Source organism: Leuconostoc sp. DB-1, assembly GCF_013414845.1.
In the GTDB taxonomy this organism is placed as follows: Bacteria; Bacillota; Bacilli; order Lactobacillales; family Lactobacillaceae; genus Leuconostoc; species Leuconostoc mesenteroides.
In genome coordinates this window covers 181,618-206,137 of sequence record NZ_JABFNJ010000001.1, presented here as the reverse complement: position 1 = coordinate 206,137, position 24,520 = coordinate 181,618, and the positions used below count along the sequence as shown (strand labels likewise).

Sequence of the window (24,520 nt, the reverse complement as noted above, 5' to 3'; positions counted from 1 at the left end):
ACTTATCCCCACCACTCCTTGTCAAAGTCACGCATTTTGGTAGTCAAGGATAATTGCGATTGATCAGTCACGTGCTGATAAGTTGTAGTATACGGATTTTTCATCAAAGCGTGCATTTGTTGATAGATTTCACTAGCTAGAAAACGTGCCAATTCATCGTGAGTAGACCAGAATGACCAAATCATGTACTCTGACTTACCATTGTCATTTTGAGCCATAATGGCATTCCCAGTTAATAACTTTGCAATCAATTCATCATTGTTATCTTTAGCCTGAAAAGCAATTTGATGGATAACATTCCCCTTAAATTGTCCGATAACTGCTCGACTCTCAAATCCAATAGGACGGGCAAATTTTGCAACGACATTCTGTGCATCAATGATGAGTAAATTTGTCCCCGCCAGTTGAGAAATTTTTCCTAAATAAAATACATTTTGCGGTTGAGCACTTTGTAATGTTAACAGTTCCGAAACTGGCTGCTCTGGTGCTAATACTAAGTTTATTTTCATAAAAATGGCTCCTTTAATAGTTTAACAACGTCTGGTGATAGTCGACTGTTGTTGTGGCTTATAAATTTCTGTACACCCTTAAACGTCGACAAATCAACATCTGTTTTAACAACATTTGCTTCGCTTAATGTTTTCGCAAAAGAAACATCGGCTCGTGTAATCATCGGCATGTTCCACGGCTCACTTAATAGCAATGATTCCCACTGCCCAATCAGTAATGCTTCTGCCCGCTTGTAGCGTATGTCTTTATCAATAAAACTCTTAAGATCTCGAGGTTTTAATTTCATAGCGTAATAACCTTTCCAAATGGTGATGGTATGCTTAATGTTTGCCCCTCTGGTAGTAACCAATACACATGTTTAAATTTGGTTTGAATCAACTCATTTTCGCCATCGCCATCCGTAAAAATAACTACCAGTGTTTGCAAAGGAGAAAATTTCAAAGCGGGCAATACATCAAATATGCTTTGGAAAGTTGTCCCACCACCGGCATGGCGCTGCCAAGTTTTTATATTTTTAATTTGATGCACCTTCGTATCAAACGAAAAGAAATGCACGTTAATATCAAATTGTTTTGTTATCTGCATTGCATTGGCTAAAAACTCACTTGCCTGTGAATTAGATATTGATGCAGAATTATCAATGAAAACAGCAATTTCCGTATCATAACGACTAATTTCTCCTGGTAGATCAAGTCGATAAGCCTGTCGGCGATTAAACCTAGCTCGTGAATCTTTCTTTTTATTTGGTGCTTGACTGATACCAGATCGCAAAATACTTTTCCAGTTACGTTTTGGTACGACAACCTCGCTAATTTGTTGCAAAACCGCACCCGATACATTACCACGCCCAGCGTATTTCGTATCGTCATTAGCTTTTTTTATCACATTTTTAAGTGCAGACTCAGCTTCTTCTATTGAATTACTCGCGCTCTGCCATTCCGTATGTTTTGGCAAAGCCTTCTTTTTTGCCCGTGAATTTTTTGATCAACTTCTGACAATAAAGAAATATAGGTCGATGAATCTTGATTGTGTGGTAAATTAATGTGATAGAGTTCATTAATAGTTTGAAACGATATTGCACCAGGTAGTTCACCCAAATCTCTTGGTAAGTATTGGTTGACCGCTAAGTCAGTACCTATATCAACCATTTGATTATGTTCTCGTTCTTTCGCATAACGAGTCGGATGCTGCCAAATAACATGCAAAGCCTCATGAGCTAACGCAGCAGCAACCTGGTTGTGTGATGTAAAACGAGCCGTTAATAAATTAGGGTTAACCAGTAAGTACCAGTTGTGTCCTTGCCATTTTAACGCTAATGGATTAGCAGCCTGTGGGTTCACCTCTCGGACTAAGTTCATCACAATATTGCCGTAGAGGGGCGATACATCGAGCAATGTTTTAATACCATCAATAATTAGATTGTCATTCTCTGATTTCATCGTGTAGCAATATCCATAATCTGTTGATATAACACGTTGGCATAATGATTATCAGAAGCATATAAATCATCCAAAATTGGCGCGCTCGTCATTTGTTTTACCAGTGCATACTGTCCATCGGGAGCAATCAAATTGAGTAACTCACTGAAACGTCCAGCATTATTGTCTAGTCTCATATCTGCCGTTAATAATAAGGTTTTCATCACGTTCAGCTTTTGAATTTCTGAAAAGCTCTCAAATTTTTTACGTATTGTCTGTGGTAATTTTGGACCACTTGGTACTGAATTAAAGACATCTTCAGCTGTTAGACTAGTTGTTTTTTCTTGGACAAAAGTCACAAATTGTGTGGCACAATTGTCCCCAAGATCTCCTGCCACGATATCAAATAACAGTTCATCCTGCTGCTCATTGGTTAGTTTTTGCAACTGGAATAAATTATCAGATACGCGCTGCCACGCACGCGGGGTAGGGTTCAAGTCAATATCTCGATTTTTTGGGTACAATAATTCGGCATTTTCGGCAATAAATTGGCGGACCAAGTCGTGTATGTGCGGCCGCTTTTTTCCAGATGCGGCCCACTGCAACCAATCACGAACTGAGACAGTCATGACAAGTCGAGTGGTTCGATCTTTAATCGCTGCATCAGATGTTTGAACCGCATATTCGGCATTCTCAAACCCTTGCATTGAATCATCAGGATTTTCTGCGAGAATGAGTTTAACATTATCAGGCAATACCAGATCATTAATCTGTCGCTGTAAAACAAGATTCATTAGTTCACCTTGTACTGCTTGTGATCCTCGGTTGAATTCATCTAAAAACCAGATAATTGTTCGGTCCGGTTCGACTTCAGCTTGTTCTATAATCTGTATCAAAGTGTGTGTATAACCAAATTTGATATCAGCCAATCGACCATAATTTTTAGTTTGCAAGAATGATGTCTCATTCAAAGGTGGAATTGGAATTGCTAAATCTCCTTTTTCAGATAATGAAACTACTGTTGTAAAAAGTTTTGCACCCAATTTTTTAGCTATTTCAGCAACAAGGGCAGATTTTCCAATTCCAGCTTCTCCCACAATCGTCGGTACGTTACCGCCACGCAAAATCAAAGGTACAGCTACTAGTAATTTTTGATAAGTTAAACTCATATAAACCTCATGTTTTATGTATAGTTAACCGTGTCTAAAAGCTAATAATTATCACCACGTTTATTTCTATACCCTTTCTAAGTATATTCTACCGCAACACAAACAATCGTGCTAAAATGAAGACATGACAAAAAACATTTTAATCCTCGGTGCCAACGGTCAAATTGCTAAAATTGTGGTTGACATACTGGCAAATACCGATACAAAAATTACATTAACTTCTCTTCATGCTCGCCCTGAAAAGTCAATCAAATCACTTGATGCTACCAAGGAAGAAAACTTGGTTCGTGCGCTAAAAGACATTGATATTGTTTATGCAAATATTGGTGCAGAAGGTCGACAAAAAAACGCCGCTAATGCCTTAGTTAACGCAATGCACACTGCTGGCGTTAAGCGCTTAATTTGGGTCGCAACAATCGGTATTTACAATGAGATAGCTACCGAAACTGCTGACATTTGGCGTAATATTTTGGGCACCCCAGACAATGAAAACACCTACATGGGCGATCAAGCTGCTGCAGCTAAGCGCATCGAAGAGTCCCAATTGGACTATACAATCATCCGACCCAATGAATTAACAGATGATAATAAAATGCAACAAGTGAATGTCCAAACTGATCCTCACGAAAAAATTATTGGTGGCCCAATCACTAGAACAAGCGTCGCAGAATTTATTGCACAGCTATTATTAAATCCCGAACAACATATTGCAGAATCTGTTGCGATTTCTTCAACTAAATAACAACAACTTGGCCAGAATTTTCTAATACGGAAGAAGATTCTGGTTTTAATTTTTCTCAATTTAAATAAAATTTGGTATGCTAATACTTATGAAAAGTAAAATTAAAAAATACACAATTTCACCGCTTGCACTCAGTTTCTGGATTCCTTTTCTTGTTCTAATCGGATATTTTGCTTATCGAAAAATGGCACCCTTTGGTTCCAACTCTATCCTGACTGTTGATCTTGGTCAACAATACATTGATCAATTTGCAGCATTCAAATACACTATTTTACAACACCCATCCAGTTTCTTCTATTCATTTTCAAACGCATTAGGTGGAGATATGTTAGGTGAATGGGCCTACTATTTGATGAGCCCATTTAACTTCATTTTTCTTTTTGTATCAAACGCTAATTTACCTGCTGCGATTCTATTGGTTATCTGTTTAAAGATTGGTGCAGCTGGTCTCTCAATGGGTTACCTTTTAAAAAAATTGCATTTACAACATGGCTACTATATTACCCTCTTTGCCATCAACTTTGCTCTATCTGGTTGGTTTGTCGCTAATAATCTCAACCTATTATGGCTTGATACAGCTGTCATGCTGCCACTTGTAATTTATCAGCTTGAACAAATATTCTATCGTCAAACCTGGTGGCGTTATAGTGTCTTACTTGCTATTACTATCATCACGAACTATTATATTGGTTTCATGATAGCCATCTTTATTGTTCTTTATTTTTTGTGGCGCCTCACATGGCCTAATGTTAAACATCGTCTAACTATTTTATGGCACTTTACTCTTGGTTCTATTATTGGTGGCGCATTATCCGCGTGGCTTATTTTGCCCACCTACTTCCAATTGACGCTTGGTAAATCACAATATAATTCCGAATTTTCTTTCAAATTTGATAACAATCCTTTGCATCTATTTCTCAAGTTAATTCCGGGCAGCTTTGATTTTGACCAGATGCAGAGTGGTCAAGCCAATTTTTATGTTAGCGCGTTTATTTTAATCACATTGGTTACCTTTATTACTACTCGTGTCATACATTGGCGTGTCAAAGTTGGTGCGTTTGCTATTTTGAGTTTTCTCATCTTGGCAACAACATGGGCGCCCTTAACCTTACTTTTTCATGGTTTTCAATATCCGGTTTGGTATCCTTACCGGTTTAGTTTCCTAATTAGTTTTTTTGTTATATACTTAGCTGCAATGAGTTGGCAGCCGACTTGGCGACCTCAAAAAATAACACTTGTTTTGCTATTTGTCTCTTTAGTAGGCGTCGCGGTATATGCGTTTATAAATGATCAAAAGACAAGCCACACAGACAGTAATAGCATTGCCATTTTTATTGGATTAGCTTTATTAACGCTAGCCCAATTTACTTTTAAAAGTCACGATCGTATTTGGTTGCCGATACTTAGTCTAATCACCATCGTTTCCCTTGGCGCCAATGTAGCATTAACACTGAATCATTTTTCATATCTTACAAACACCGAATATCAGAATGCCATTCACGCCCTTACCGACGCAAATCAAAAAATTAAAAAAGATCATTCATGGTACCGCGTGGCACAAACATTCCAGCGCACACGTGGCGACTCAATGATGCTTAACTATTATGGTGGTGCTCATTTTAGTTCTGCTTTACCAAAGGCAACACCAACTTTCTTTGGTAATTTTGGTCAACCAGATGGTGATAATTACGTTGTTTATAGTAATGGTAGCGTATTATCCGATGCCTTTTTGGGGATGAAGTATTTTATCACGGCAAATGGCAAAGATAATGGAGACGCTGGCCAGCCTAGCCAACATCTAATTGGTTTTCGTCCTGATAGCAAAAAATACAACCTTAAGGCCACTACCAAAACCACAAATGTTTATCAAAATAAAAATGCTTTGCCACTCGCATTTGCAGCTAGCTCTGGTGCATTGAATACGAAAATGCTTTTCAATAATCCACTCCAAAATCAAGGTAATCTTTGGCAAGGTATAACAGGCTCAACAACCTCAACTGTTCATGTAGATAACTTCCAGAAGTCCATCGGACATAATATTACTGCACCAAGTATGATTACTGGTTCAATTATCACTCGACAAAATGCTGCAAAACCTGCAAGTCTTGACTTACAATTTACGCCCACAAATAATGATAGTTATTATCTGACGATCGGCAGCGGATTAGACATTAAAAATTTTGATTTATTAATTAACGGCAAGGTAATTACACAATTCAATACTTACCGACACACTGTTGTTGTTAATTTGGCCACAAATGCCAAAGATAAACTGCAAACTATCACGTTTAGGCTTAAAGATACCCAAACACTAGCGCTGACAAATGTGACTCTGTATCACATCGATAATGAGCGAATAGCCAATGATTCGACTAATTTGAAACAGAATGGTCTAAAGATAAGCAAACGCTCGCAGCGACGCATTGAAGGCACTATCAAAACAACGACAAAAAAGCCACTCGTTATGACAACTATTCCGTCAATTCCAGGCTGGCAAGTTAAGGTTGATGGTAAAACAGTCAAAACGACCAAAGTAGCTAATTATTTTATAGCAGTAAAAACAAAACCTGGCCTTCATAAAATATCCTTTGTATATACACCACCTCTTTTCTATTACGGTGTAATAATTAGCTTACTCGCCTTATTGCTATTATTAATAATTAATCGAAAATCTATTGCAAAAAAAATCCACACATGATATGCTTTTTCCGTTATATTTTGCGGAAAAAAGCGCAAATTGAAAGGAAACACTTATGTCTGAAGAAAAAACATATCCAATGACTGCTGAAGGCCGTGACAAGCTTCAACTTGAGTTGGAAGATCTTATTGCTAATCAACGACCAGAAATTACAAAACGTATTCAGATTGCAAGATCATACGGTGACTTATCAGAAAACTCGGAATATCAATCAGCTAAAGATGAACAAGCCTTTGTTGAAGGACGCATTCAAACATTAAAAAATATGATTGATAATGCTGAAATCATTGATTCTAATGCAACAGCTAAGGACGAAGTTTCATTAGGTAAGACGGTGACATTCAAAGAATTACCAAATGAAGAACCTGAAACATATGCTATCGTTGGTTCTGTAGAAGCTGATCCTTTGGCAGGAAAAATTTCTAACGAGTCTCCAATGGCTAATGCCTTAATTGGTAAAAAGGTCGGAGAAACCGTTGCTGTTCCATTGCCAAATGGTATTAGCATTGACGTTGAAATTATTAACGTAACTAAATAATTTGAGTATTCAAAAAGCACCTGCCTAGGTGCTTTTTTATTGCATTAAAAAACGTCTGAACAATGTTTCAGACGTTTTATATTATGCGAAAGTATAAATATTGCCGATGATAATTGCGCCAATAACAACTAATATTGTACCGATCACAATTAACTTCATCTGATAACTTGACTTCTTCTCTCCTAATATATAGATACCACCAAAAGTACCAACAATAATACCTAATTGTGAGAATGTTGTCGCGATAGTTTGACCAACATCAGGATTGGCAGCTGAGATGAACATGAAAATATTACCAGCAGCCCAAACTAAACCTGTTACAATGTTACGCCAAGTTGGTAACTTAAACATGATACTTGATTCTTTCAAAACGAAGGCAACAATTAGAAAGGCACCAATAACTTGACCGATAGCTTGTGGTCCAACAATGGCGGTCATATAATCGACACCATTACCACGTGCTTTAATGGCATCAGAGATGTAACCAACTTTGTTTAAGAAGTTTGGTAAAACAAAATAGAACATGAATCCGATGGTTGAAACAATCAGGTAGATAAGCCCTTTAGTCCAGTCCTTTTTTTGCTCTTGTGCTTCAATTCCTGCGCTGTTTTTTGCTTTATCACGTGCTGAAATTAAAGTTGCACCGATAACAACCGTAATGATTGAAATCACACCAATTGCCCACATTTTAGCAGTTTTCCATTCGCCTAAGACAGCAGCAGCCATTAAAGCATTTGCTACAATTTGACCGGCCGTTGACAATGGAATAGCAAGCGAAACGCCCAAATCCTTGATAGCCAAAAATTGTCCTGCTGTTCCAACTGCCCAAACCAATCCAGAAACGATACCGACAACCCAAATATGACTGCTTAATTCGATGTGGCGTGGCATGACAAAGAAAAACATTGTTGCTAGGCCAAATATCAAAGCACCAAAAGTCATACCTAAGGTCTGTTGCCCTGCTGTTCCCCCATTTTTGTGTTGACGATTCCAACGGAACCCCAAGCTAGTGCCGGCACTAGGGCCAGTAAAATTGCTAAACTCATGCTAAATATTGCTCCTTTTTCATATGATGTTCTGCAACACATCATTTTTTAACACTGTTTATTTTACATTAGTGAAACCGTTTACACAAGTCTTTTTTTACAATTTCTGTAAACGTTTTCAAATACTTGTTAATTTATTAAAAATTTTGAATAAAAATCATGAAAAAGTTTACGTTATAAAATTACTGATAATCTTTATTACTATTGGTGTGCACTTACTTTTATTAAGTACAATACAATCATTTACACGATAATTTTTGTAAATTTACATCATTTTTTTAAAATATTAAAATTAAATAAGAAATAAAAATTGAAAACATATTCAGTTATATCGTATATTAAAAACCGATCATCTAAAATGTCTAGATGATCGGGTACATTTTTTATTTATCAAAACGTTGTAAATTCCATGTCTCGATCAAATTTATAATCAATTTTGGATAATTAACATCGGTTGCATATGAATCCTTATACAGAGCTTTAGCGGCTTCCTTGTAGTTTTTTGCATCCAATACATCTTGGAACTGATTAGGATTCCAAGTATTACCATTCACTAATGTCTCAGCATGTTCTTTCATGCTATCTTTCCAATCACTATACACAGCAAAACGTGCTTTTTGTGTCTCAGGTTTCCCATCAACATACTCAGTCGTTTCCAAAACAACTGATTTTCCTGCTGTCTCATCCTGAGTTTTAACACCAAAATAGTTATTGTATTTAGATGATAGCTTTGAGTTATCCCAGTTTGATTCATGTGCCGCTTGAGCTATGGATATTGATGCTAAGATACCATATTTCTTACTGAGTGTCTGAGCATATGTCGCAATTTTGTTGACAAAAGCCAAACGATGTTCAAATTCGCTTTTACCCGAAGTAGCCATCAATGTTATAACAGCAGGCTTATTTATACCATCTTTGTTCAAGTCTTTATAATACGACTTTAGTTGTTTATCTGAAGTTGCCAACAATTTCGTCATTAAATCAGTAACATCTGTCACTTTATTTAAATCGTATGCTGCTGGGTAAACGTAATCGGCCAAGTTACTCTTAGAAGACATATTTTTCAATAAATCCGGATACTTTGATTTCATCTTAGAAATAATAGATTTATCACCAAATGCCTTATTCACTTTATCTTGTGACAATTTAGTCTCACTGGCAACGTTTTTGGCAATAGCCGCCTGATCTTGACCTGTTGCTACCAAAACATATCCTTTGCCCAATTGTGGGCCGGCATTAGGCCCCATCGTCAACTGTTTAAAAATCAATTGAACAGTTTGAGAAGGTGATATTTTATAAGTTCCTGCTTGGAGATCTTCAGCACCGTGCTTTAATGAATATTTGTAAAAGGCCTCAGAACTTTTAATAACTTTTTGTTTTTGCAATGCTTTTGCCATCTGAGAGGGTGTAGATCCGGATGGTATTTTCACAGTTTTAAACGTTGTGTCATTCGGATCTAATGCAGCTGTATTATCTGTCAATAACACTTTTAATCCGAAAAACAGACCTATCACTATAACTAAAAGTAACAAAAGTAATATCAGACGATTAGGCTTTTTACGTTTTTTTCTAGGGCTACCACCCTTATTCCCACTATTCATTGTATCAGCAAATGGATCGAGGCCTTTCTCAATCGCCTCAGCATTTTTGATCTCATGCTGATGTCTTTCTTTTCTAGACTGCATATCTCATCTCACCTCTTACAGCGTAATAAAGCGGCTAGTGTTGTCCACTAGCCGTCCACATACTCTACATCTAACTATGCTTTCAAAGATTCAACATCTCTAGCAATCATTAGCTCTTCATTGGTTGGGATCAACAAGGCTTTTACCTTGGAGTCATTCGTAGATATTTCAACTTCTTTGCCGCGAACATTATTTTTTTCTTCATCTAATTTCACACCAAAGTAGTTTAATTTATCAACAATCATTTTACGAACTGGGACTGAGTTTTCACCAATCCCTGCTGTAAATACGATAGCATCAACGCCTCCCATTTCAGCAACATACTGTCCCACATATTTAACAACACGATTAATAAATATTCTAATCGCCATGTCAGCATGCTCATTAGTGTCTTGGACATCTAACAAGTCACGCATATCACTTGAAATTGTCGAAATACCAAGCAAACCGGACTTTTTGTTCAATATATTTAACATCTCTTCGTTAGATAGTTCTTCGCGTTCTTGAATATAATAAACAAGCGAAGCATCGACATCCCCTGAACGCGTTGCCATAGCAACACCAGCTAAGGGAGAAAATCCCATAGAAGTATCTAATGACTTACCATCCTTAATAGCCGTAATTGAGGCACCTGCACCCAAATGCAGCGTGATTAATTTCAAGCTTTTTAAATCTTTACCGAGCAATTCGGCTGCACGCGATGCAACATATCGGTGCGATGTGCCATGAGCACCATATTTGCGGGCGCCATAACGCGTGTAGTATTCATATGGTAAGGCATAAAGAAAGTTTTCATCAGGCATTGTTTGATGGAAAGAAGTATCAAAAACCGCCACTGACAATGCATCAGGGAGGAGCTTTTGGAAAGCACGAATTCCCATAGCATTGGCTGGGTTATGAAGTGGTGCATAATCTGCAAGACGATCAATTTTAGCCAGCACCTCATCTGTTACCACCACGGAATGATTAAACCATTCACCACCAGCAACAACACGATGTCCGACACCAGTAATTTCATTAAAGTCCTTAATAATACCCAGATCTGTTAACTTTTGCAACATGAAGTTAATGGCCTGTTGGTGGTTTTTAATTGCAGTAACGTTTTCGTACTTTTTACCTTTGCCGTCTTTGGACAAAGTAATATGTTCGTCATCTTCTGAATGGCCAACCAAGCGCTCTGCATTGATTTCTGCACCGTATTTAATCGTTACTATTGCATCGTCCATACCAATGCGTTCGATAACACCTTGTGCAATTACTTGTTCTGCAGGCATCTCTAATAATTGAAACTTTAGTGATGAACTACCTGCGTTAACAGCCATTGTTTTAGCCATGATATTCTTTTTACCTGTCTTTCTTCCTTACCTAAATTCTAAGTGACAATGCCACGAATACATCAATTTTGTTCATTCTCTAGTTTAACCCACGCTTTGATTTCTTGCAAAAAATTTTGCAATGATTTTAGATCCTTGAGCGAAGGATATTGGCCCATGAGCACTTCATTATTTTTAGTCCTTTGTTTTTTAAGCACTAAAATAGCTTTTGCTGCACGCGCGTCTTGGAAAAATTCGTTTGGTAATTGTAAAAATGCTTTTAGCTGTGCCCGTGACGTAACAAATTGTAATACTTTTTTGCTTCATCGCCGTTCAAAACATTTGCGGGTACAAGTAGATATATCCATCCATCATCTGCAACAAAATCCAATGACTTTTCAATAAGTAGGTGATGAACGAAAGAACGCCCATTTTGATTACGAGTTATAAATTTGTCACTTGGCTGGAGTGGATAATACCCGACTGGCAAATCAGCTATAACAACTTTGGCTTTAGGGGCCTCTTCTATGCTGATGGTGTCCTCCTTGTATAGAGTTGTTTCATCGCTATTGATTATTTCATCTGTGGCGGACGCGAGCGCTAGTTGTGTTTCATCATTATCAATCCCTATGCGTTTAACTGTCACATCTAGCATCTCATTTATTGTCCATAAAAGATTACCTGAACCAACATTCATGTCGATAATAGTATCATTATCTCGTAACCCAGCTGTCTGGTTGATAAAATCAGCCAGCAAATAGCCAATTCCATCGGGGGTAATCTGGTAATTAGCAGGAGTTTGATCTTCACGATTAGCTTTCAAAACAGCCAATTGTAGTGCTTTGCGTTTTTCAGCTGGTGATAATAAAGACCAGTCCATATCAATTGTTGACTGTATTATTTGCACCACATCGTTACTTGGCTTATCAAACTCGCGATGGACAGTCTGCGAATTAATATCTTCAAGTATCTCAATTAGTGCATCGATATAACTGGTGTTCGTGTCTTTAACCAAAGATTGTGAAGCGCTAGTTAAAGCATCAAAATATTGTGCTATTTTTTCTTGTGTCATAGGTTTATTTTAGCGGTTTTAGGACCAATTTTCAAGGTTATTTCACAAGCAATTCACGCTGATATATACGCTTTCCTAAGTCAATTTTTATTTGCTTATTAATAACGGTGACTTTAGCCTCATCAAAATTGAATTTGGTCTCATTATTTTTGTATACTTGCGTACTGACAATCATTTGTATCTTGTCAATTTTTGCTATTTCGACCAAATGTGTTTGTGCCCGCAACTGTTGATTAAAAGCCATATTCTGCAAAATAAATAACGCGCTTAATGCCCCCAGAACAAAAATGGTTGGTACTAAAACATAGGCATTTTTTTATTCATTTTGTACCGTCTTCTTTAAATGCAATATACTTGAAAATTTACCTTTGTTAGTTGTAATTGTTAAATTCAAATAATTATTGCGATCATCCACCGCTAGATTTGTTACGTTCTCCATTAAAATTATCTGACCCGCACCACTGCCACTTATTTGTAATTTATTATTTTTGACTTCAAGATACATATCTTTACCCTCGTAGCTTTTAAGTCTAACTGATGTCAATGTTGCTGAGGTTATGGTATATTTTGAGTTTCAAGTTGATGCGTGATCGTTTGCAGGACTGTTGCCTTTGGAGCATCAGAAATTTGCTTTAAAAACGGAACAACAAATTGTAAAGAAGTCAAAACTAACGCGGCTATAAGCAATGATATCAAGGCTTCTAGCAATGTAAACCCATCATTTTTCATTACACCCTTCCCACTGATTTATTGCATCAATTCGTTCTCGTTCTGCAACTTTTAATTTCCTTTCCAAGTTACTTTTGTGAATATGAAATTGGTGAACTTGTTCATACTCAAATGACATGCATACTGATACTAGTATTAAAGCTAACATTGATTCTGCCAAAACAAATGCGGACTGCTTATTTTGAATTATTTGTTTCAACACGATATTCTCCTCCTCCAAGACTAAATATTAGTTTTATCGTCTGTTCTCCTGTGAGTGTCACTGTGGTTGGTGCAACATAGCCTGTTGTTAAGACATTTATTCTTTGTTGCGTATCTTTTTTATACCTGATGGATAAACTAGTACTTGATTATTAAATCTCACCTCCTTCTTATCAAAAATAACCTCAACTGTTTTTTGTTCATGTTGTGCCGTTAGTCTTGCGTTTTGCCAGTAGGTTTGAAATGTTGCTAACCATTGTTGCGTGTCTATTTTGGGACGCGCCGATGTTTGTGCTCCAACAAAAAGCAGCAAACTCACAATCGTTAATGTTACAGCTGACTCGATTAATGTGAACCCACTATTTACGTGCTTCATTATGAACAATTGTTATTTTAAGATCTTGTGCTTTTTGAAACTGTTTCTCAGTTAAATAATTTTCTGACTTTAGTGCAGCGAGTGTCACATTATCCTGATTGGGGTGATCATTTTGATACAAATCAATTTGTGTTTGAACAGTTGATACCATCGCTGTCGCATGGTTTTCTACCGCATGTTTACGCTGTGCATTTAAATTTGGCAAAATAAGTAACATTAACAAACTAATAATAAAGAGTACAATTGCTGCTTCAATTAGTGTAAATGCTTTTTTCGATTTTTTAAAAATATTCATTGATATAGTCCTCCGATTGTTTGATACATTGGTAATAGCATGCTCATATACAGACCAACAATTGCAACGCCGATAATACCAAAAAATAATGGTTGCAGCGTGCCAATAAAACGGTCTGTTTGTTGCATAAGTAATTTAAATTGTGTTTTTGCATAATAATCGAGATATCGAGCAAGTATCTTAGGTTTATGACCACGAATAAAATATCCAGCCAATGAATCATTAACAAATGACTGTGATAATATATACCTCTCGATATTGCCTCCCAATTTGAGATGCTTTTGAATATCATGTGCAAGTGCAACTGCGTATGATTTATTATTTTGTTGTGCAACTTCATCAATAATTTCTGGTAACGTTAGTCCACTAAACATTAACATTGATAATTGTTGGCTAACTTGATAGGTAACAATACTGCGCACTATCGTCCCCACAAATGGTACTTTAGCCAGTATATTTAATTGTTGAATTGATGATAAATGATGCCAATACCATAACCACAGTGTTAAGAAGGTTAAAGTTAAGAGACCGGTGCAGAAAATAAATGCATATGGATAATTGATCGCCTCTTGATTAGTTTCTCGCCATTGATTGATCATTGGGTATAAAAAACATTTTAGTCCAATCAACAACAAACCAAGGATACCCAGTAAAATAATTGGATAACGCATGACCTGTGATAACTTGCTTTGTTGTTGCTGAAATTTGGCAAGGGTCTGCCCAATTCGAACCAGTGTATTGGAAATATCCCCATGTTGGTCTGATAACCGCAATTGTAATAAAATATTTGGACTAATAAATGCCTCGAGGGCTTGATAGAATGTTTGCCCTGTTGATAGACCTTTCTGAACCTGGCTAAGGATTGATTGCCATTTTTGATGTGCACTAGTTAAGATATCAATGCTCTGTGCGATACTATATCCTGATGATAGTAGCTCACCCAGCTCTTGAAAAAATAATACCTGGTCCCGCTTATTAAAGCGCGCTAAATTTTTGATAGGTTTCATTTGTTATCTTCCCTTCCTTTAAGGCATCCGCAAGCGTTTCTCGCCATCTATTAGTAAATTTTGGTGAACCTTTTAAAGGCATTCCTGCTACAACATCAGCAACAGCTGCTTGTTTATTGTCTATCGTGGGCACTAACCTTTGATAAACAATTTTTGTTAATGCTGCTTCGAGCTGACTTTTATCAACACCTAGTTCCAACAACCGTAAAGCGACGTCTTTTGTTGACATTGCGTGAATAGTACTAAATACTAAATGTCCACTCAAAGCTGCTTGTATCACAGCTTGAGCTGTTTTAACATCACGAATTTCTCCGATTAGTAAAATTTCAGGTCGGTGGCGTAAAGCTACTTTAATTAATTCTGTATAGTCAATGCCCGCTGTCTCGTTAACCTGCAACTGCACAAACTCTGGGGCATTAATTTCTACGGGGTCTTCAATGGTTAATACTAATTTATTTTCCGCAATGCTTTTTAATAAATGATAAAGTGTTGTTGTTTTACCTGATCCGGTTGGTCCTGAGATTAAAAACAATCCTGAATCAGGTAACTTTAATTTCATATCATCAAACTGCTTTTCAGCCAACCAATTTTGTGTATTGTGCTCTGGATAAATTACACGCAAAACTACTGTCTCTCGGTTCAAAAAATCTCCCACAGTTGAAACACGTATCCAAATATCCTGTTTTTGAAAACGCCCGAGTTGTGGCCTTCGTCGCTCAGAAATATTCATCTTAGCACGGTATTTAATAGCTGAAATCATTTTTTCAGCAGCTTTATTGTCCAGATATTCTTGAGTTACTATTGAACCACCAGCATGAAACTTTATCGTAAACCTATCATCGTTGGGCAATATGTAAATATCACTAGCTTCCTCAGCAACAGCGTTATCAAGTAATTGATCAATTTCCATCATTAACTCCTTTCTCTTTTTTGAGCTCACAGTATCATACGAGTTTAGATATCTTTTCGCACAAAAAAGCATCTGACAAATATGCCAGATGCTTTTTTATTTATCGTTTTATTGATGTTGTTCTGCTAGTGTTACTGTATTTTCTAACAGCGTTGCGATAGTCATTGGTCCAACACCACCTGGAACAGGGGTTATATAACCGGCAATCCCTTGGGCTGAGGAAAAGTTTACATCCCCCGTGGCTTTCCCATCAACAACGTTCATACCAACATCGATTACTGTAGCGCCCTTTTTCAGGTCTTCACCTTGAATAAAGTTTGGAATACCAACACCAACAACAACAATATCTGCATTTTTTAAAAGTGCCTTTAAGGTCGTTGGTTCAGTATAGCGGTGTGCTAAGGTTACCGTAGCGTCTGCATTAGTGAGCAAAGCAAACATTGGCCTGCCAAATAATTGTGAGCGGCCAACGACCACAGCATTTTTTCCTTTTAAAGAAATATTATATTGCGCCAAAAGTGTCATCACACCTTGAGGCGTTGCCGCAACAGTATAATTTTCCAAAGAATCACCGAATAGCATTCCTTGAACTGTTGCTCCTAGACCATCAGCATCTTTATGTGGTGCCACAGCAGAAAAAATTTGTCGTTCTTTAATTCCTTTGGCTAACGGACTCTGAACAAGGATTCCTGTAATACTTTCATCGTCATTTAGCTCTTCTACTAATTGAATAACACTTTCTGTTGTTGCATCAGTTGAGATTGGTATATCTCGCGTTACAATTCCGAGTTTAGCTGCTTGACGTGACTTCATGCCAACATATAATTGGCTCCCATCATTTGAAGGATCATAAATAACTGCTAAAGTGACAGGTCTTTTTTGTTTAGCCACACGTGCTTTTGTTTGTTCATTGATGGTTTTTGCAACCGCCTTACCATCTAAAATCTCTGTCATATTTTTTACTCCTTCAAATAAAAATGTGTTATTATCATTCTAACAGATTTATTTGATAAAGGAAGTTATTCATGGCAGATCAACGCATTAGTTGGCATCAATATTTCATTGCACAAGCAGCAATTTTATCCACACGATCTACCTGCACGCGATTACACGTTGGTGCCATTATTGTTCGTGATCATCGCATTATTGCCAGTGGGTACAATGGCTCTGTATCTGGCACGCCTCACTGTACAGAAGTTGGTGACTTGATGGTTGACGGTCACTGTATTCGAGCAGTTCATGCAGAGCAAAACGCCTTGATGCAAGCAGCAAAAATGGGTATAACAATTGATGGATCGGAAGTTTATGTAACAGACGTACCTTGCGTCCAATGTACTAAATTACTTTTACAAGCCGGCATCAATAAAATTTATTTTATGAGAGATTATCGAAATAATACCTTTGCCGAAGAACTATTAGCACAAAAAGGAATTGAATTAAAACAAGTTCCACTTTCTGCACTTACAGCACAGCAAATTGATATGAACCAATTCATTGTATGAATACGATATACCTTAGCGTTTTTTAATCCAATAGAAAGAGATATCACATCGAAAACCCCGTTAAATCATTTGCTATTTAACGGGGTTTTCGTTAGTATTTTAAGTAAAGATTAATTTTGAAAGGAAATGTGTTTGATAAGGAATCGCCTGGAGGCATTGCATGCCAATGATTCAGTCGCGCACATTACGTATTTTGACATATGTCTCAAAATGAACAACAATATCTCGACCTCGCACAAAAGATTCTTGATGAAGGATCACATAAAGGAGACCGCACTGGTACTGGAACACGTTCATTGTTCGGTACACAAATGCGATTTAACCTGGCTGAAGGATTCCCCCTTTTAACTACCAAAAAGGTTTTCTTTGGTTTGATTAAAAGTGAACTTTTATGGTTCTTAAGAGGAGATAATAATATCCGATTCTTACTTGAACACAATAATCATATCTGGGATGAATGGGCGTTTAAAAAGTGGATTGAATCTGATAAATATACCGGTCCCGATATGACTAATTTTGGTCTTCGTTCACAAACTGATGAAAATTTTGCCAAAATATACAAAGAACAAAAAGACATTTTCGTTAACAACATTCTCAATGATGACGAATTCAAGGAAGAATTTGGTTATATTGGAAATGTTTATGGAAAATTGTGGCGCAGCTGGGAAACAAATAGTCTGACCGCCGGTGATGAAACCGTTGATCAGGTCGCCAGACTTATTGATCAAATTAAGGAAACACCGAATTCACGTCGCCTCATTTTAACAGCTTGGAATGCTGAGACCACACCGCAAGCGCCCTTACCTTCTTGTCACGTACTTAGTCAGTTTTATGTTGCGGACGGTAAACTCAGTTTGCAAATGTATCAACGCTCCGGTGACTTTTTCCTTGGTGTTCCATTCAATATTGCCAGCTATTCACTGTTGCTACACATGGTGGCAGCTCAAACTGGCTACGAAGTTGGTGAATTTATTCATACCATTGGTGACACGCATATCTACAATAATCATGTTGATCAAATAACAGAACAATTGTCACGGCCTATGCACAAATTACCAAAACTATGGCTAAATCCGGAAGTTAAATCATTGTTTGATTATACGATGGATGACATCAAAATATTAGATTACAATAGTGAACCGGCCATTAAAGCGCCCGTAGCTGTCTAAATAAAAAAGTTATCTAAAAAATCAGATAACTTTTTTTAATTGTTGATTTTCTGACATACTCCAATACTCATTTTGCGTCACAATAAACGAGTCAAATAAACGTAAATCCATTTGATGACCAATTGTTGCCAAACGCTGACTGAAAGTAATATCTGCATTGGAAGGCATAATATTACCACTAGGATGGTTATGTGCAATCATGAATCCAAATGCGTTGGCTTTTAGTACGCGTTGAAATATCTCTCGTGGTGAAGCTTGTACTTGACTTAAAGTACCCACAAAGACTACTTCCCAACCGATAACATTCAACTGCGTATCAAGCAAAGCTACACTTAATTGTTCCTGCATTAAATTACCAATTTGTTGTTGCGCAAACCGGCCTATTTCTGCTGAATATTTGGCATTTAGTAACTGTGGCCGTCGCTGGTGCGCAACATGTTTGCCAATTTCAATTCCTAACAGCAAAGCTTCATTAGCAATCGGATTATGAGACAAAAAATCTTCCACTATATCATTTGTCAATTCATTTAAATTATAGTTATTTGGAAAGTAACGTTGAAAAATACGAATATCTTTCTTTTCCTTATACCCCAAAACATTGTAAAATTCCTCTACTTTTTCTTTGACCATATTGTTTACCTCTACAATATGATACGTCATTCTCTCTATTTTCTTATAGAACCTAAAGCACTTAATGAAAGAATGGCGGCTAGAACAATCAGTACTATGTCCACTCTAAATGTCCACAATGCACCAATGTGTGTTGATGAAGCCAACTCACGTACGTTAATTGCTTGCTTTTGAAATGTAGCAATAATGCCAGCAGCAAGTGCAATACCAACTGCAGCGGAATAGTTCGTTGTTGCAGAAAAAATAGAATTTCCTGAGCTTTGAAATTCAACTGGTACACTGCTTACCGAATAGGTCATGTTGTTACCAAACCAGAAACCCGCCCCTATCTGAATAACCATGAATCCACCTGTTAAACTAATGAGATTAATTGGGATAAATGCAATTAGTAACGTCCCAACAAACATCAATGTCACACCAATTGTAATTGGTAGCCGTGCACTATATCGATCATATAGGCGACCAGAAATTATAGCCATCATAGCATAACTTAAAGCACCTGGAAGTAAAGTCAAACCGGCAACTTGTGGATTTTTGAGTAAAACAATTTGTAGAACCATGGGTATTGCATAGTTAAACGTTAGATTAACTATTTGAGCTACAAATGCCGCTGCTATACCAAAACGAAAAACCTTAAACTTAAATATTTCTGGGCTTAACAATGGATTGTCAACTCTTTTTGCATAAAGAATATATCCAATAATACCCACAAACATCGCCAAAGTCATCAATAAACTTAAAAGATTTACTAATCCATGTGTGCTGATTCTTTCGATGACAAAAATACCAGAGACAAAAAACAGACTTAACAACAGCCAGCCAATAATATCTAATTTTTCTTTTTTAATTGTTGAAACTTGCTTGATTGTGGCCCACCCAAGTATGAGAGAACCAATTTGAACGGGCAGCACAACCCAAAAGACCATATGCCAACCGTAATTTTGAGTTAGATAACCACCAAAAGCTGGACCAATTGCTGGAGCAAAAGAAATAATTAATGAGCCAAGTCCGACCATCGTGCCACGCTTTTTCTCAGGAACTTGTTCGAAAATAACATTATACATTAATGGTAAGCCAACGCCACCACCAATCCCTTGTAGCAACCGGCCGAACAATGTAATCACAAAGGTATTACTCACAGCATCAATCAGAACACCTACAATCGATATAACCGTGGCAACAATAAACTGGCTCCGATTGGTGAAGTTTTTCTTTAACCATGGCGACAAAATAACTACCATACTTGTCAACAAGATGACACCTGAGGTCAACCATTGTACTGTGCTAGAGGTTACCTTAAATTCTGTCATCAACATTGGAAAGCTGACGTTCAAGGCAGTTTCTAACATAATATCAGTAAATCCCAGCAATCCAATCGCTAAGACACTTAGCACCAAACGTGGGGATAACTTATCATCTATCATATTGCTCTCTTACCTCACTTATAAAATATAATGATCCAGTCAATACCGTTAAATCCGCGGTTGATTTTTCAACCGCTTCTTGCCAATGTGGCATCGCAGATACCTGATACTGTTTTAATGTCTGCTCAATGGATAAACTAGGACGGCCATTAGGTCCAGTAAATGGCACAAGAACAATATTAAATCTGTCATCTCGCAATATTTCATTGAATTCAGCAGTAACATTTTTATCCATCAAACTACCAATAATCAAGGTGATTTTTCCCTTTGGATATGCCACTGACAACGACTTGTATAAAGCACGAAGTCCTTGAGCATTATGAGCACCATCCACCATAATGTTTGGTGCAATTAATTCAAACCGTCCCGAAAAGTGGCTCTCTTCTAGCCCTTTTTGAATTGTATCATCAGAAATATTCTGAGCAAAAGCACGTACTGCTGCAACAGCAGTCGCTGTGTTTTCTATCTGATATTCTCCTGGCAATCCGGATTGAAATTCATGGCGCAGACCTTTTATGACATGTGGGGTTTTCTTTTCAATGACCAAGCGTGCTTCATCTGGTAAATCACCGGTAACAACAGCAACATCATCATGAATAATACCGGCCTTCTGTGATGCAATTTCAGTAATTGTATTACCCAACATTTTCTGATGATCTAATCCTACGCTAGTGATAACAGCTACCTTTGTATTTGGCATCACATTAGTAGAGTCAAGTAAACCACCAATACCCACTTCTATCACTAATGCGTCTAATTTTTTTGAAGAAAAATAGGTGAACATAATCGCTGTCAAAACTTCAAATTCTACAGGAATATCCGGATATAATTCTGCATCAACGTTTACTAACACTTGTGCGACTTTGTTAGTAGCGTGCAGTAAATCATCTTTCGAAATCATCTCATTATTGATTTGTATTCGTTCCCGAAAATTAGTGATGAAAGGTGAAACAAACAAACCAGTATCATAACCTGCCACACGTAAAATGTTACTAGCCATCGTTGATACTGAGCCCTTACCATTCGTACCAGTGACATGTATGGCATATGGTAAATCATTTTGTGGATTTCCCAAGGCTGCTAACAATGTGGTCATGCGGTATAATGACTCTTTTTGACCACCTTTTGGCCGGTTATGAATATAAGATATGGCATCTTCAACTGTTTTCATTTACTTTCTCCAACTAAAAACCGTCCAAAATGTTTGGACGGTTTCATCGTGTTACAAAATGTGTGGATAACAACTCAATAATAGCTGAGCTCCACTTGTTCATAAGACATCATACAAAGATGTCTCAAACAGCATTTTAATTTATTAATCTTTTTCACGTACAGTAAATTCGCGACGTGATCCGCCACTACTGTTGCGACGACTTTCAGTTGAGCGACCGTCACGACGCTTGTAATCTCCAAAACGGCGTTCGCTAGAAGCAGCGCCACTGCCTCGACGGCGATCATTACCGCGGGTGTCACCATTACCACGACGTTCGCGATTGCCACGGTAACCACCGCCGCCACCACCATTACGACGTCCGCCGCCATTACGTGAACCACCGCGTGATCCACCATTACCACCCTTACGACGTGGTAATGGACGTTCACGAGTAATTTCAACTGGTGTATTTTGCTTTTCTAAATCAGCAACGCTAGATAATACAGCAGCAGCTAATTGTTCAGCAGTATACTTTGCTGTCAACGCATCTACCTGAGATTGAATTTCTGAAACCTCAGTTGTATCAATTAACTTAGCAACTTCACCAGCAGCATTGTTAATCTTTCCAATACGGGCGTCCTTTAGAGATGCTGGTTCAAGAGGCGTCATGCGCTTCTTAGTCAAATCTTCAACAGCACGTAAGTAATCCATTTCGTTTGGTGCAACGAAAGTGACAGATACACCCTTAGCTCCAGCACGACCAGTACGTCCAATACGGTGAACATAAGATTCTGGATCTTGCGGAATATCAAAGTTATAAACGTGAGATACGTCCTTCACATCCAAACCACGTGCAGCAACGTCTGTTGCAACTAAAATATTAATTTCATGTGACTTAAATTGAGCCAACACACGTGAACGCATTTGTTGTGTTAAATCACCATGCAAACCAGCAGCGTGGTAACCACGTGCTTCTAATCCTCGTGATAATTCTTCAACGCGACGCTTTGTACGACCGAAGACGATCGCCAATTTTGGTGCCTGCACATCAAAGATACGCGTCATAGTATCAAACTTTTCGTTTTCGCGCATACGAACAAAGTATTGATCAACCAAATCAGTTGTTAATTCTTTTGCTTCGATTTGAATATGTTCAGGGTTCGTCATGAACTTGACACCAATACGCTTAATTGCTGGTGGCATTGTTGCTGAGAACAACAGTGTTTGACGCTCTGCTGGTGTCTTTGAAATAATTGCCTCAATATCGTCTAAGAAGCCCATATTTAACATTTCATCAGCTTCATCCAATACTAATGTACGAACATTATCAATTTTTACAGTCTTACGGTTAATGTGATCAAGTAAACGACCAGGTGTACCAACTAGGATTTGTGGATGTGACTTCAAATTTTGGATCTGACGGCGAATATCAGCACCACCAAAGACAACCTGTACATCAACTCGCTTGTCGCGTCCCAACTTTTTTAATTCTTCAGCTGTTTGAATTGCTAATTCACGCGTTGGTGATACAATCAATGCTTGAATGTTTTTATTATTTAAATCAATGTGCTCCAAGATTGGCAAACCAAATGCTGCTGTTTTACCAGTTCCTGTTTGTGCTTGTCCAATTACATCACGTCCTGCTAATGTTAATGGAATTGTCTTTTCTTGGATTGGTGTAGCTTCAACATATCCATGCGTTGTAATAGCATCCAAAATGTCTTGTGACAAACCTAATTCACTAAATTTCAAAATTTTTTCTCCTTGCGCTTTGTGCGCGTTTGCCATTACTTTGTTGGAATGGCAGTCATTTTTGTAAATAATTCTCTGGCTAATGGTTGAAAACTGTGATTCTTATAATATTGATTACTAAGCAATATTACCGCATCTTGTCCATTATTTCTTATAACAACCGTGGGTTCAAATCCTGGCAAAATGCCGTGAGCATTAAGGTATTTCCCCTCGTGATACATTCCAGCAGCATAAGTCTCACCGGTTCGTGTTTGCCATAACTGACTGGGATGTTTAATGATAACTTTATCAATCATTAATCGATAAAAGTGATACAATTCTCCAGTTGTCATGGCAACATTTCCGGTGCCAGTTTCACGGTTGTATGCCACTTGATTTTCACTATAAGCTTTATCGTAACTATTATCATACCCAATAGAACGATGTTTGGAATTGATGAAATCTTGGTAATTTCTCACATTTAAATGATAAGTATTATTGAATACTTGGTTCAACAATACGGCAAACGTTTTATTAGTGAGCTTCATCAAAATACCTGCTAACAAACGATAATTGACCGGCTGGTAAGACCAACCGATTCCAGTACCAGGTTCACCAATTTTAACAGCATGAACAGCAGAAAAATCAATGTTATCTTCTTCGGACTCAAATGTCGTCGGTTGAATACGTTGGCTTAAACCACTAGTCATGGTGATTAAATCGCTAATCGTAATACGATTAGCATTCACCACATTCGGATAATAATCACTCAGCTTGGTATCAAATGACAGTTTACCAGATTCTATTTGCTGCATTATTAATACAGCAGTCATGGATTTTTCAATTGAGGCAAGCTGAAAAAGTGTTGAGGCATCGTTATCACGATGCATTTTTTCATCTGCCTCACCATAGCCCTTTTGCAAAATAATTTCATTATGGTGCACAATCAGCGCTGTACCTATATAGTTTTCCGACTGAAGTTTTTTATCCAATGTCTCAGCAAATTTATTTTGTGGCGAGATATTGCTTTTTAGTGCTGACATACTGTTAGCACTATACTTATCATCAACGATTGGATTAATCGTATATTGACCGTTATTCAACTGATTCGGCCATAACACTAATCCCATGGTACAAACTAATATTAAGAACACAGACCATTTTCTGATCTTAAATTGTTGCTTCTGACTGCGTTTCATTTT

24 protein-coding genes and 3 pseudogenes are annotated in these 24,520 nt (G+C 37.5%); 5 read left to right on the top strand and 22 right to left on the bottom strand.

Going from position 1 to position 24,520, the window contains the following annotated elements; all coding sequences use genetic code 11:
- Nucleotides 1-2: 2 nt before the first annotated feature.
- The 4 genes and pseudogenes from HFP47_RS01015 to HFP47_RS01000 all read right to left on the bottom strand — a co-directional run bounded on the left by HFP47_RS01015 (nt 3) and on the right by HFP47_RS01000 (nt 3,097).
- A complete protein-coding gene (locus HFP47_RS01015; RefSeq protein WP_014324351.1) occupies nt 3-509 on the bottom strand; it encodes a hypothetical protein in 507 nt (168 codons plus the stop codon).
- Entirely contained in the window at nt 506-796 is a 291-nt protein-coding gene (locus HFP47_RS01010; RefSeq protein ID WP_179875921.1) for a hypothetical protein, read from the bottom strand. The genes HFP47_RS01015 and HFP47_RS01010 overlap by 4 nt, the downstream gene beginning before the upstream one ends.
- Nucleotides 793-1,949 (bottom strand): annotated as a pseudogene (locus tag HFP47_RS10900) (VWA-like domain-containing protein). Before HFP47_RS10900 ends, HFP47_RS01010 begins: the two are co-directional and overlap by 4 nt.
- Nucleotides 1,946-3,097 (bottom strand): AAA family ATPase, encoded by a 1,152-nt coding sequence (locus HFP47_RS01000; protein WP_179875920.1) that lies wholly within the window; start codon nt 3,095-3,097, stop codon nt 1,946-1,948. The pseudogene HFP47_RS10900 and the gene HFP47_RS01000 overlap by 4 nt, the downstream one beginning before the upstream one ends.
- A gap of 124 nt (nt 3,098-3,221) precedes the next feature.
- On the opposite strand from HFP47_RS01000, the gene HFP47_RS00995 reads away from it, so the two are divergent.
- The 3 genes from HFP47_RS00995 (at nt 3,222) to greA (ending at nt 7,075) form a co-directional block, all read left to right on the top strand.
- A complete protein-coding gene (locus HFP47_RS00995; RefSeq protein WP_011679316.1) occupies nt 3,222-3,839 on the top strand; it encodes an NAD(P)-binding oxidoreductase in 618 nt (205 codons plus the stop codon).
- Nucleotides 3,840-3,927: 88 nt separating this feature from the next.
- Complete coding sequence (locus HFP47_RS00990) at nt 3,928-6,537, top strand: YfhO family protein (protein WP_179875919.1); 2,610 nt, start codon at nt 3,928-3,930, stop codon at nt 6,535-6,537.
- Between the two features lie 55 nt (nt 6,538-6,592).
- Nucleotides 6,593-7,075, top strand: coding sequence for a transcription elongation factor GreA (gene greA / locus HFP47_RS00985; protein WP_011679314.1), 483 nt, complete (start codon nt 6,593-6,595; stop codon nt 7,073-7,075).
- Nucleotides 7,076-7,156: 81 nt separating this feature from the next.
- Here the strand turns inward: greA and HFP47_RS00980 are convergent.
- The 13 genes and pseudogenes from HFP47_RS00980 to HFP47_RS00925 form a co-directional block, all read right to left on the bottom strand.
- Nucleotides 7,157-8,121, bottom strand: a pseudogene (locus HFP47_RS00980) (GRP family sugar transporter).
- A gap of 383 nt (nt 8,122-8,504) precedes the next feature.
- Nucleotides 8,505-9,806 (bottom strand): glycoside hydrolase family 73 protein, encoded by a 1,302-nt coding sequence (locus HFP47_RS00975; RefSeq protein ID WP_179875918.1) that lies wholly within the window; start codon nt 9,804-9,806, stop codon nt 8,505-8,507.
- Between the two features lie 74 nt (nt 9,807-9,880).
- Nucleotides 9,881-11,140 carry an acetate/propionate family kinase gene (locus HFP47_RS00970; protein WP_042250835.1) on the bottom strand — a complete coding sequence of 420 codons (1,260 nt, stop codon included), beginning with the start codon at nt 11,138-11,140 and terminating at the stop codon, nt 9,881-9,883.
- A gap of 62 nt (nt 11,141-11,202) precedes the next feature.
- A pseudogene (locus tag HFP47_RS00965) lies at nt 11,203-12,191 on the bottom strand (class I SAM-dependent methyltransferase).
- A gap of 37 nt (nt 12,192-12,228) precedes the next feature.
- A complete protein-coding gene (locus tag HFP47_RS00960) occupies nt 12,229-12,435 on the bottom strand; it encodes a hypothetical protein (RefSeq protein WP_179875917.1) in 207 nt (68 codons plus the stop codon).
- A 72-nt stretch (nt 12,436-12,507) separates the two neighbouring features.
- Nucleotides 12,508-12,696: a hypothetical protein gene (locus tag HFP47_RS10460; protein WP_257229676.1), complete on the bottom strand. Its 189-nt coding sequence runs from the start codon at nt 12,694-12,696 to the stop codon at nt 12,508-12,510.
- A gap of 50 nt (nt 12,697-12,746) precedes the next feature.
- The gene (locus tag HFP47_RS10455; protein WP_257229675.1) at nt 12,747-12,920 is read right to left on the bottom strand and encodes a prepilin-type N-terminal cleavage/methylation domain-containing protein; all 174 of its coding nucleotides are present in this window, start codon (nt 12,918-12,920) and stop codon (nt 12,747-12,749) included.
- On the bottom strand, nt 12,910-13,122 hold the full coding sequence (locus HFP47_RS00950; RefSeq protein WP_223316978.1) for a hypothetical protein: 213 nt from the start codon (nt 13,120-13,122) through the stop codon (nt 12,910-12,912). The genes HFP47_RS10455 and HFP47_RS00950 overlap by 11 nt, the downstream gene beginning before the upstream one ends.
- Nucleotides 13,123-13,218: 96 nt before the next feature.
- Nucleotides 13,219-13,497, bottom strand: a complete 279-nt coding sequence (locus HFP47_RS00945) for a Tfp pilus assembly protein FimT/FimU (RefSeq protein ID WP_257229674.1) — start codon at nt 13,495-13,497, stop codon at nt 13,219-13,221.
- Nucleotides 13,481-13,792 carry a competence type IV pilus major pilin ComGC gene (gene comGC, locus HFP47_RS00940; RefSeq protein WP_011679307.1) on the bottom strand — a complete coding sequence of 104 codons (312 nt, stop codon included), beginning with the start codon at nt 13,790-13,792 and terminating at the stop codon, nt 13,481-13,483. Before comGC ends, HFP47_RS00945 begins: the two co-directional genes overlap by 17 nt.
- Nucleotides 13,789-14,799 carry a type II secretion system F family protein gene (locus HFP47_RS00935; protein ID WP_179875916.1) on the bottom strand — a complete coding sequence of 337 codons (1,011 nt, stop codon included), beginning with the start codon at nt 14,797-14,799 and terminating at the stop codon, nt 13,789-13,791. Before HFP47_RS00935 ends, comGC begins: the two co-directional genes overlap by 4 nt.
- A complete protein-coding gene (comGA, locus tag HFP47_RS00930; protein ID WP_010289199.1) occupies nt 14,768-15,709 on the bottom strand; it encodes a competence type IV pilus ATPase ComGA in 942 nt (313 codons plus the stop codon). The genes HFP47_RS00935 and comGA overlap by 32 nt, the downstream gene beginning before the upstream one ends.
- A gap of 108 nt (nt 15,710-15,817) precedes the next feature.
- Nucleotides 15,818-16,663, bottom strand: a complete 846-nt coding sequence (locus HFP47_RS00925) for a bifunctional 5,10-methylenetetrahydrofolate dehydrogenase/5,10-methenyltetrahydrofolate cyclohydrolase (RefSeq protein WP_004164635.1) — start codon at nt 16,661-16,663, stop codon at nt 15,818-15,820.
- Between the two features lie 71 nt (nt 16,664-16,734).
- Here HFP47_RS00925 and HFP47_RS00920 point away from each other — a divergent pair, with 71 nt between their 5' ends.
- Entirely contained in the window at nt 16,735-17,211 is a 477-nt protein-coding gene (locus tag HFP47_RS00920; RefSeq protein ID WP_014324339.1) for a deaminase, read from the top strand.
- Nucleotides 17,212-17,411: 200 nt separating this feature from the next.
- Complete coding sequence (locus HFP47_RS00915; protein WP_179875915.1) at nt 17,412-18,380, top strand: thymidylate synthase; 969 nt, start codon at nt 17,412-17,414, stop codon at nt 18,378-18,380.
- Nucleotides 18,381-18,401: 21 nt separating this feature from the next.
- On the opposite strand, the gene HFP47_RS00910 is transcribed toward HFP47_RS00915, so the two are convergent.
- The 5 genes from HFP47_RS00910 to HFP47_RS00890 form a co-directional block, all read right to left on the bottom strand.
- Entirely contained in the window at nt 18,402-19,010 is a 609-nt protein-coding gene (locus HFP47_RS00910) for a JAB domain-containing protein (RefSeq protein ID WP_179875914.1), read from the bottom strand.
- Between the two features lie 35 nt (nt 19,011-19,045).
- Nucleotides 19,046-20,434, bottom strand: a complete 1,389-nt coding sequence (locus tag HFP47_RS00905) for an MFS transporter (RefSeq protein ID WP_011679302.1) — start codon at nt 20,432-20,434, stop codon at nt 19,046-19,048.
- Nucleotides 20,424-21,605 (bottom strand): folylpolyglutamate synthase/dihydrofolate synthase family protein, encoded by a 1,182-nt coding sequence (locus HFP47_RS00900; RefSeq protein WP_011679301.1) that lies wholly within the window; start codon nt 21,603-21,605, stop codon nt 20,424-20,426. Before HFP47_RS00900 ends, HFP47_RS00905 begins: the two co-directional genes overlap by 11 nt.
- A gap of 144 nt (nt 21,606-21,749) precedes the next feature.
- Nucleotides 21,750-23,339 carry a DEAD/DEAH box helicase gene (locus HFP47_RS00895; RefSeq protein WP_042251003.1) on the bottom strand — a complete coding sequence of 530 codons (1,590 nt, stop codon included), beginning with the start codon at nt 23,337-23,339 and terminating at the stop codon, nt 21,750-21,752.
- 35 nt (nt 23,340-23,374) lie between these two features.
- Nucleotides 23,375-24,517 (bottom strand): serine hydrolase, encoded by a 1,143-nt coding sequence (locus tag HFP47_RS00890; RefSeq protein ID WP_011679299.1) that lies wholly within the window; start codon nt 24,515-24,517, stop codon nt 23,375-23,377.
- Between the last annotated feature and the right edge of the window lie 3 nt (nt 24,518-24,520).

Bases quoted from the DNA above. Each gene is read 5' to 3' on its own strand.
- HFP47_RS01015 (WP_014324351.1), bottom strand. From the start codon at position 509: ATGAAAATAAACTTAGTATTAGCACCAGAGCAGCCAGTTTCGGAACTG.
- HFP47_RS01010 (WP_179875921.1), bottom strand. From the start codon at position 796: ATGAAATTAAAACCTCGAGATCTTAAGAGTTTTATTGATAAAGACATA.
- HFP47_RS01000 (WP_179875920.1), bottom strand. From the start codon at position 3,097: ATGAGTTTAACTTATCAAAAATTACTAGTAGCTGTACCTTTGATTTTG.
- HFP47_RS00995 (WP_011679316.1), top strand. From the start codon at position 3,222: ATGACAAAAAACATTTTAATCCTCGGTGCCAACGGTCAAATTGCTAAA.
- HFP47_RS00990 (WP_179875919.1), top strand. From the start codon at position 3,928: ATGAAAAGTAAAATTAAAAAATACACAATTTCACCGCTTGCACTCAGT.
- greA (WP_011679314.1), top strand. From the start codon at position 6,593: ATGTCTGAAGAAAAAACATATCCAATGACTGCTGAAGGCCGTGACAAG.
- HFP47_RS00975 (WP_179875918.1), bottom strand. From the start codon at position 9,806: ATGCAGTCTAGAAAAGAAAGACATCAGCATGAGATCAAAAATGCTGAG.
- HFP47_RS00970 (WP_042250835.1), bottom strand. From the start codon at position 11,140: ATGGCTAAAACAATGGCTGTTAACGCAGGTAGTTCATCACTAAAGTTT.
- HFP47_RS00960 (WP_179875917.1), bottom strand. From the start codon at position 12,435: ATGGCTTTTAATCAACAGTTGCGGGCACAAACACATTTGGTCGAAATA.
- HFP47_RS10460 (WP_257229676.1), bottom strand. From the start codon at position 12,696: ATGTATCTTGAAGTCAAAAATAATAAATTACAAATAAGTGGCAGTGGT.
- HFP47_RS10455 (WP_257229675.1), bottom strand. From the start codon at position 12,920: ATGAAAAATGATGGGTTTACATTGCTAGAAGCCTTGATATCATTGCTT.
- HFP47_RS00945 (WP_257229674.1), bottom strand. From the start codon at position 13,497: ATGAAGCACGTAAATAGTGGGTTCACATTAATCGAGTCAGCTGTAACA.
- comGC (WP_011679307.1), bottom strand. From the start codon at position 13,792: ATGAATATTTTTAAAAAATCGAAAAAAGCATTTACACTAATTGAAGCA.
- HFP47_RS00935 (WP_179875916.1), bottom strand. From the start codon at position 14,799: ATGAAACCTATCAAAAATTTAGCGCGCTTTAATAAGCGGGACCAGGTA.
- comGA (WP_010289199.1), bottom strand. From the start codon at position 15,709: ATGGAAATTGATCAATTACTTGATAACGCTGTTGCTGAGGAAGCTAGT.
- HFP47_RS00925 (WP_004164635.1), bottom strand. From the start codon at position 16,663: ATGACAGAGATTTTAGATGGTAAGGCGGTTGCAAAAACCATCAATGAA.
- HFP47_RS00920 (WP_014324339.1), top strand. From the start codon at position 16,735: ATGGCAGATCAACGCATTAGTTGGCATCAATATTTCATTGCACAAGCA.
- HFP47_RS00915 (WP_179875915.1), top strand. From the start codon at position 17,412: ATGTCTCAAAATGAACAACAATATCTCGACCTCGCACAAAAGATTCTT.
- HFP47_RS00910 (WP_179875914.1), bottom strand. From the start codon at position 19,010: ATGGTCAAAGAAAAAGTAGAGGAATTTTACAATGTTTTGGGGTATAAG.
- HFP47_RS00905 (WP_011679302.1), bottom strand. From the start codon at position 20,434: ATGATAGATGATAAGTTATCCCCACGTTTGGTGCTAAGTGTCTTAGCG.
- HFP47_RS00900 (WP_011679301.1), bottom strand. From the start codon at position 21,605: ATGAAAACAGTTGAAGATGCCATATCTTATATTCATAACCGGCCAAAA.
- HFP47_RS00890 (WP_011679299.1), bottom strand. From the start codon at position 24,517: ATGAAACGCAGTCAGAAGCAACAATTTAAGATCAGAAAATGGTCTGTG.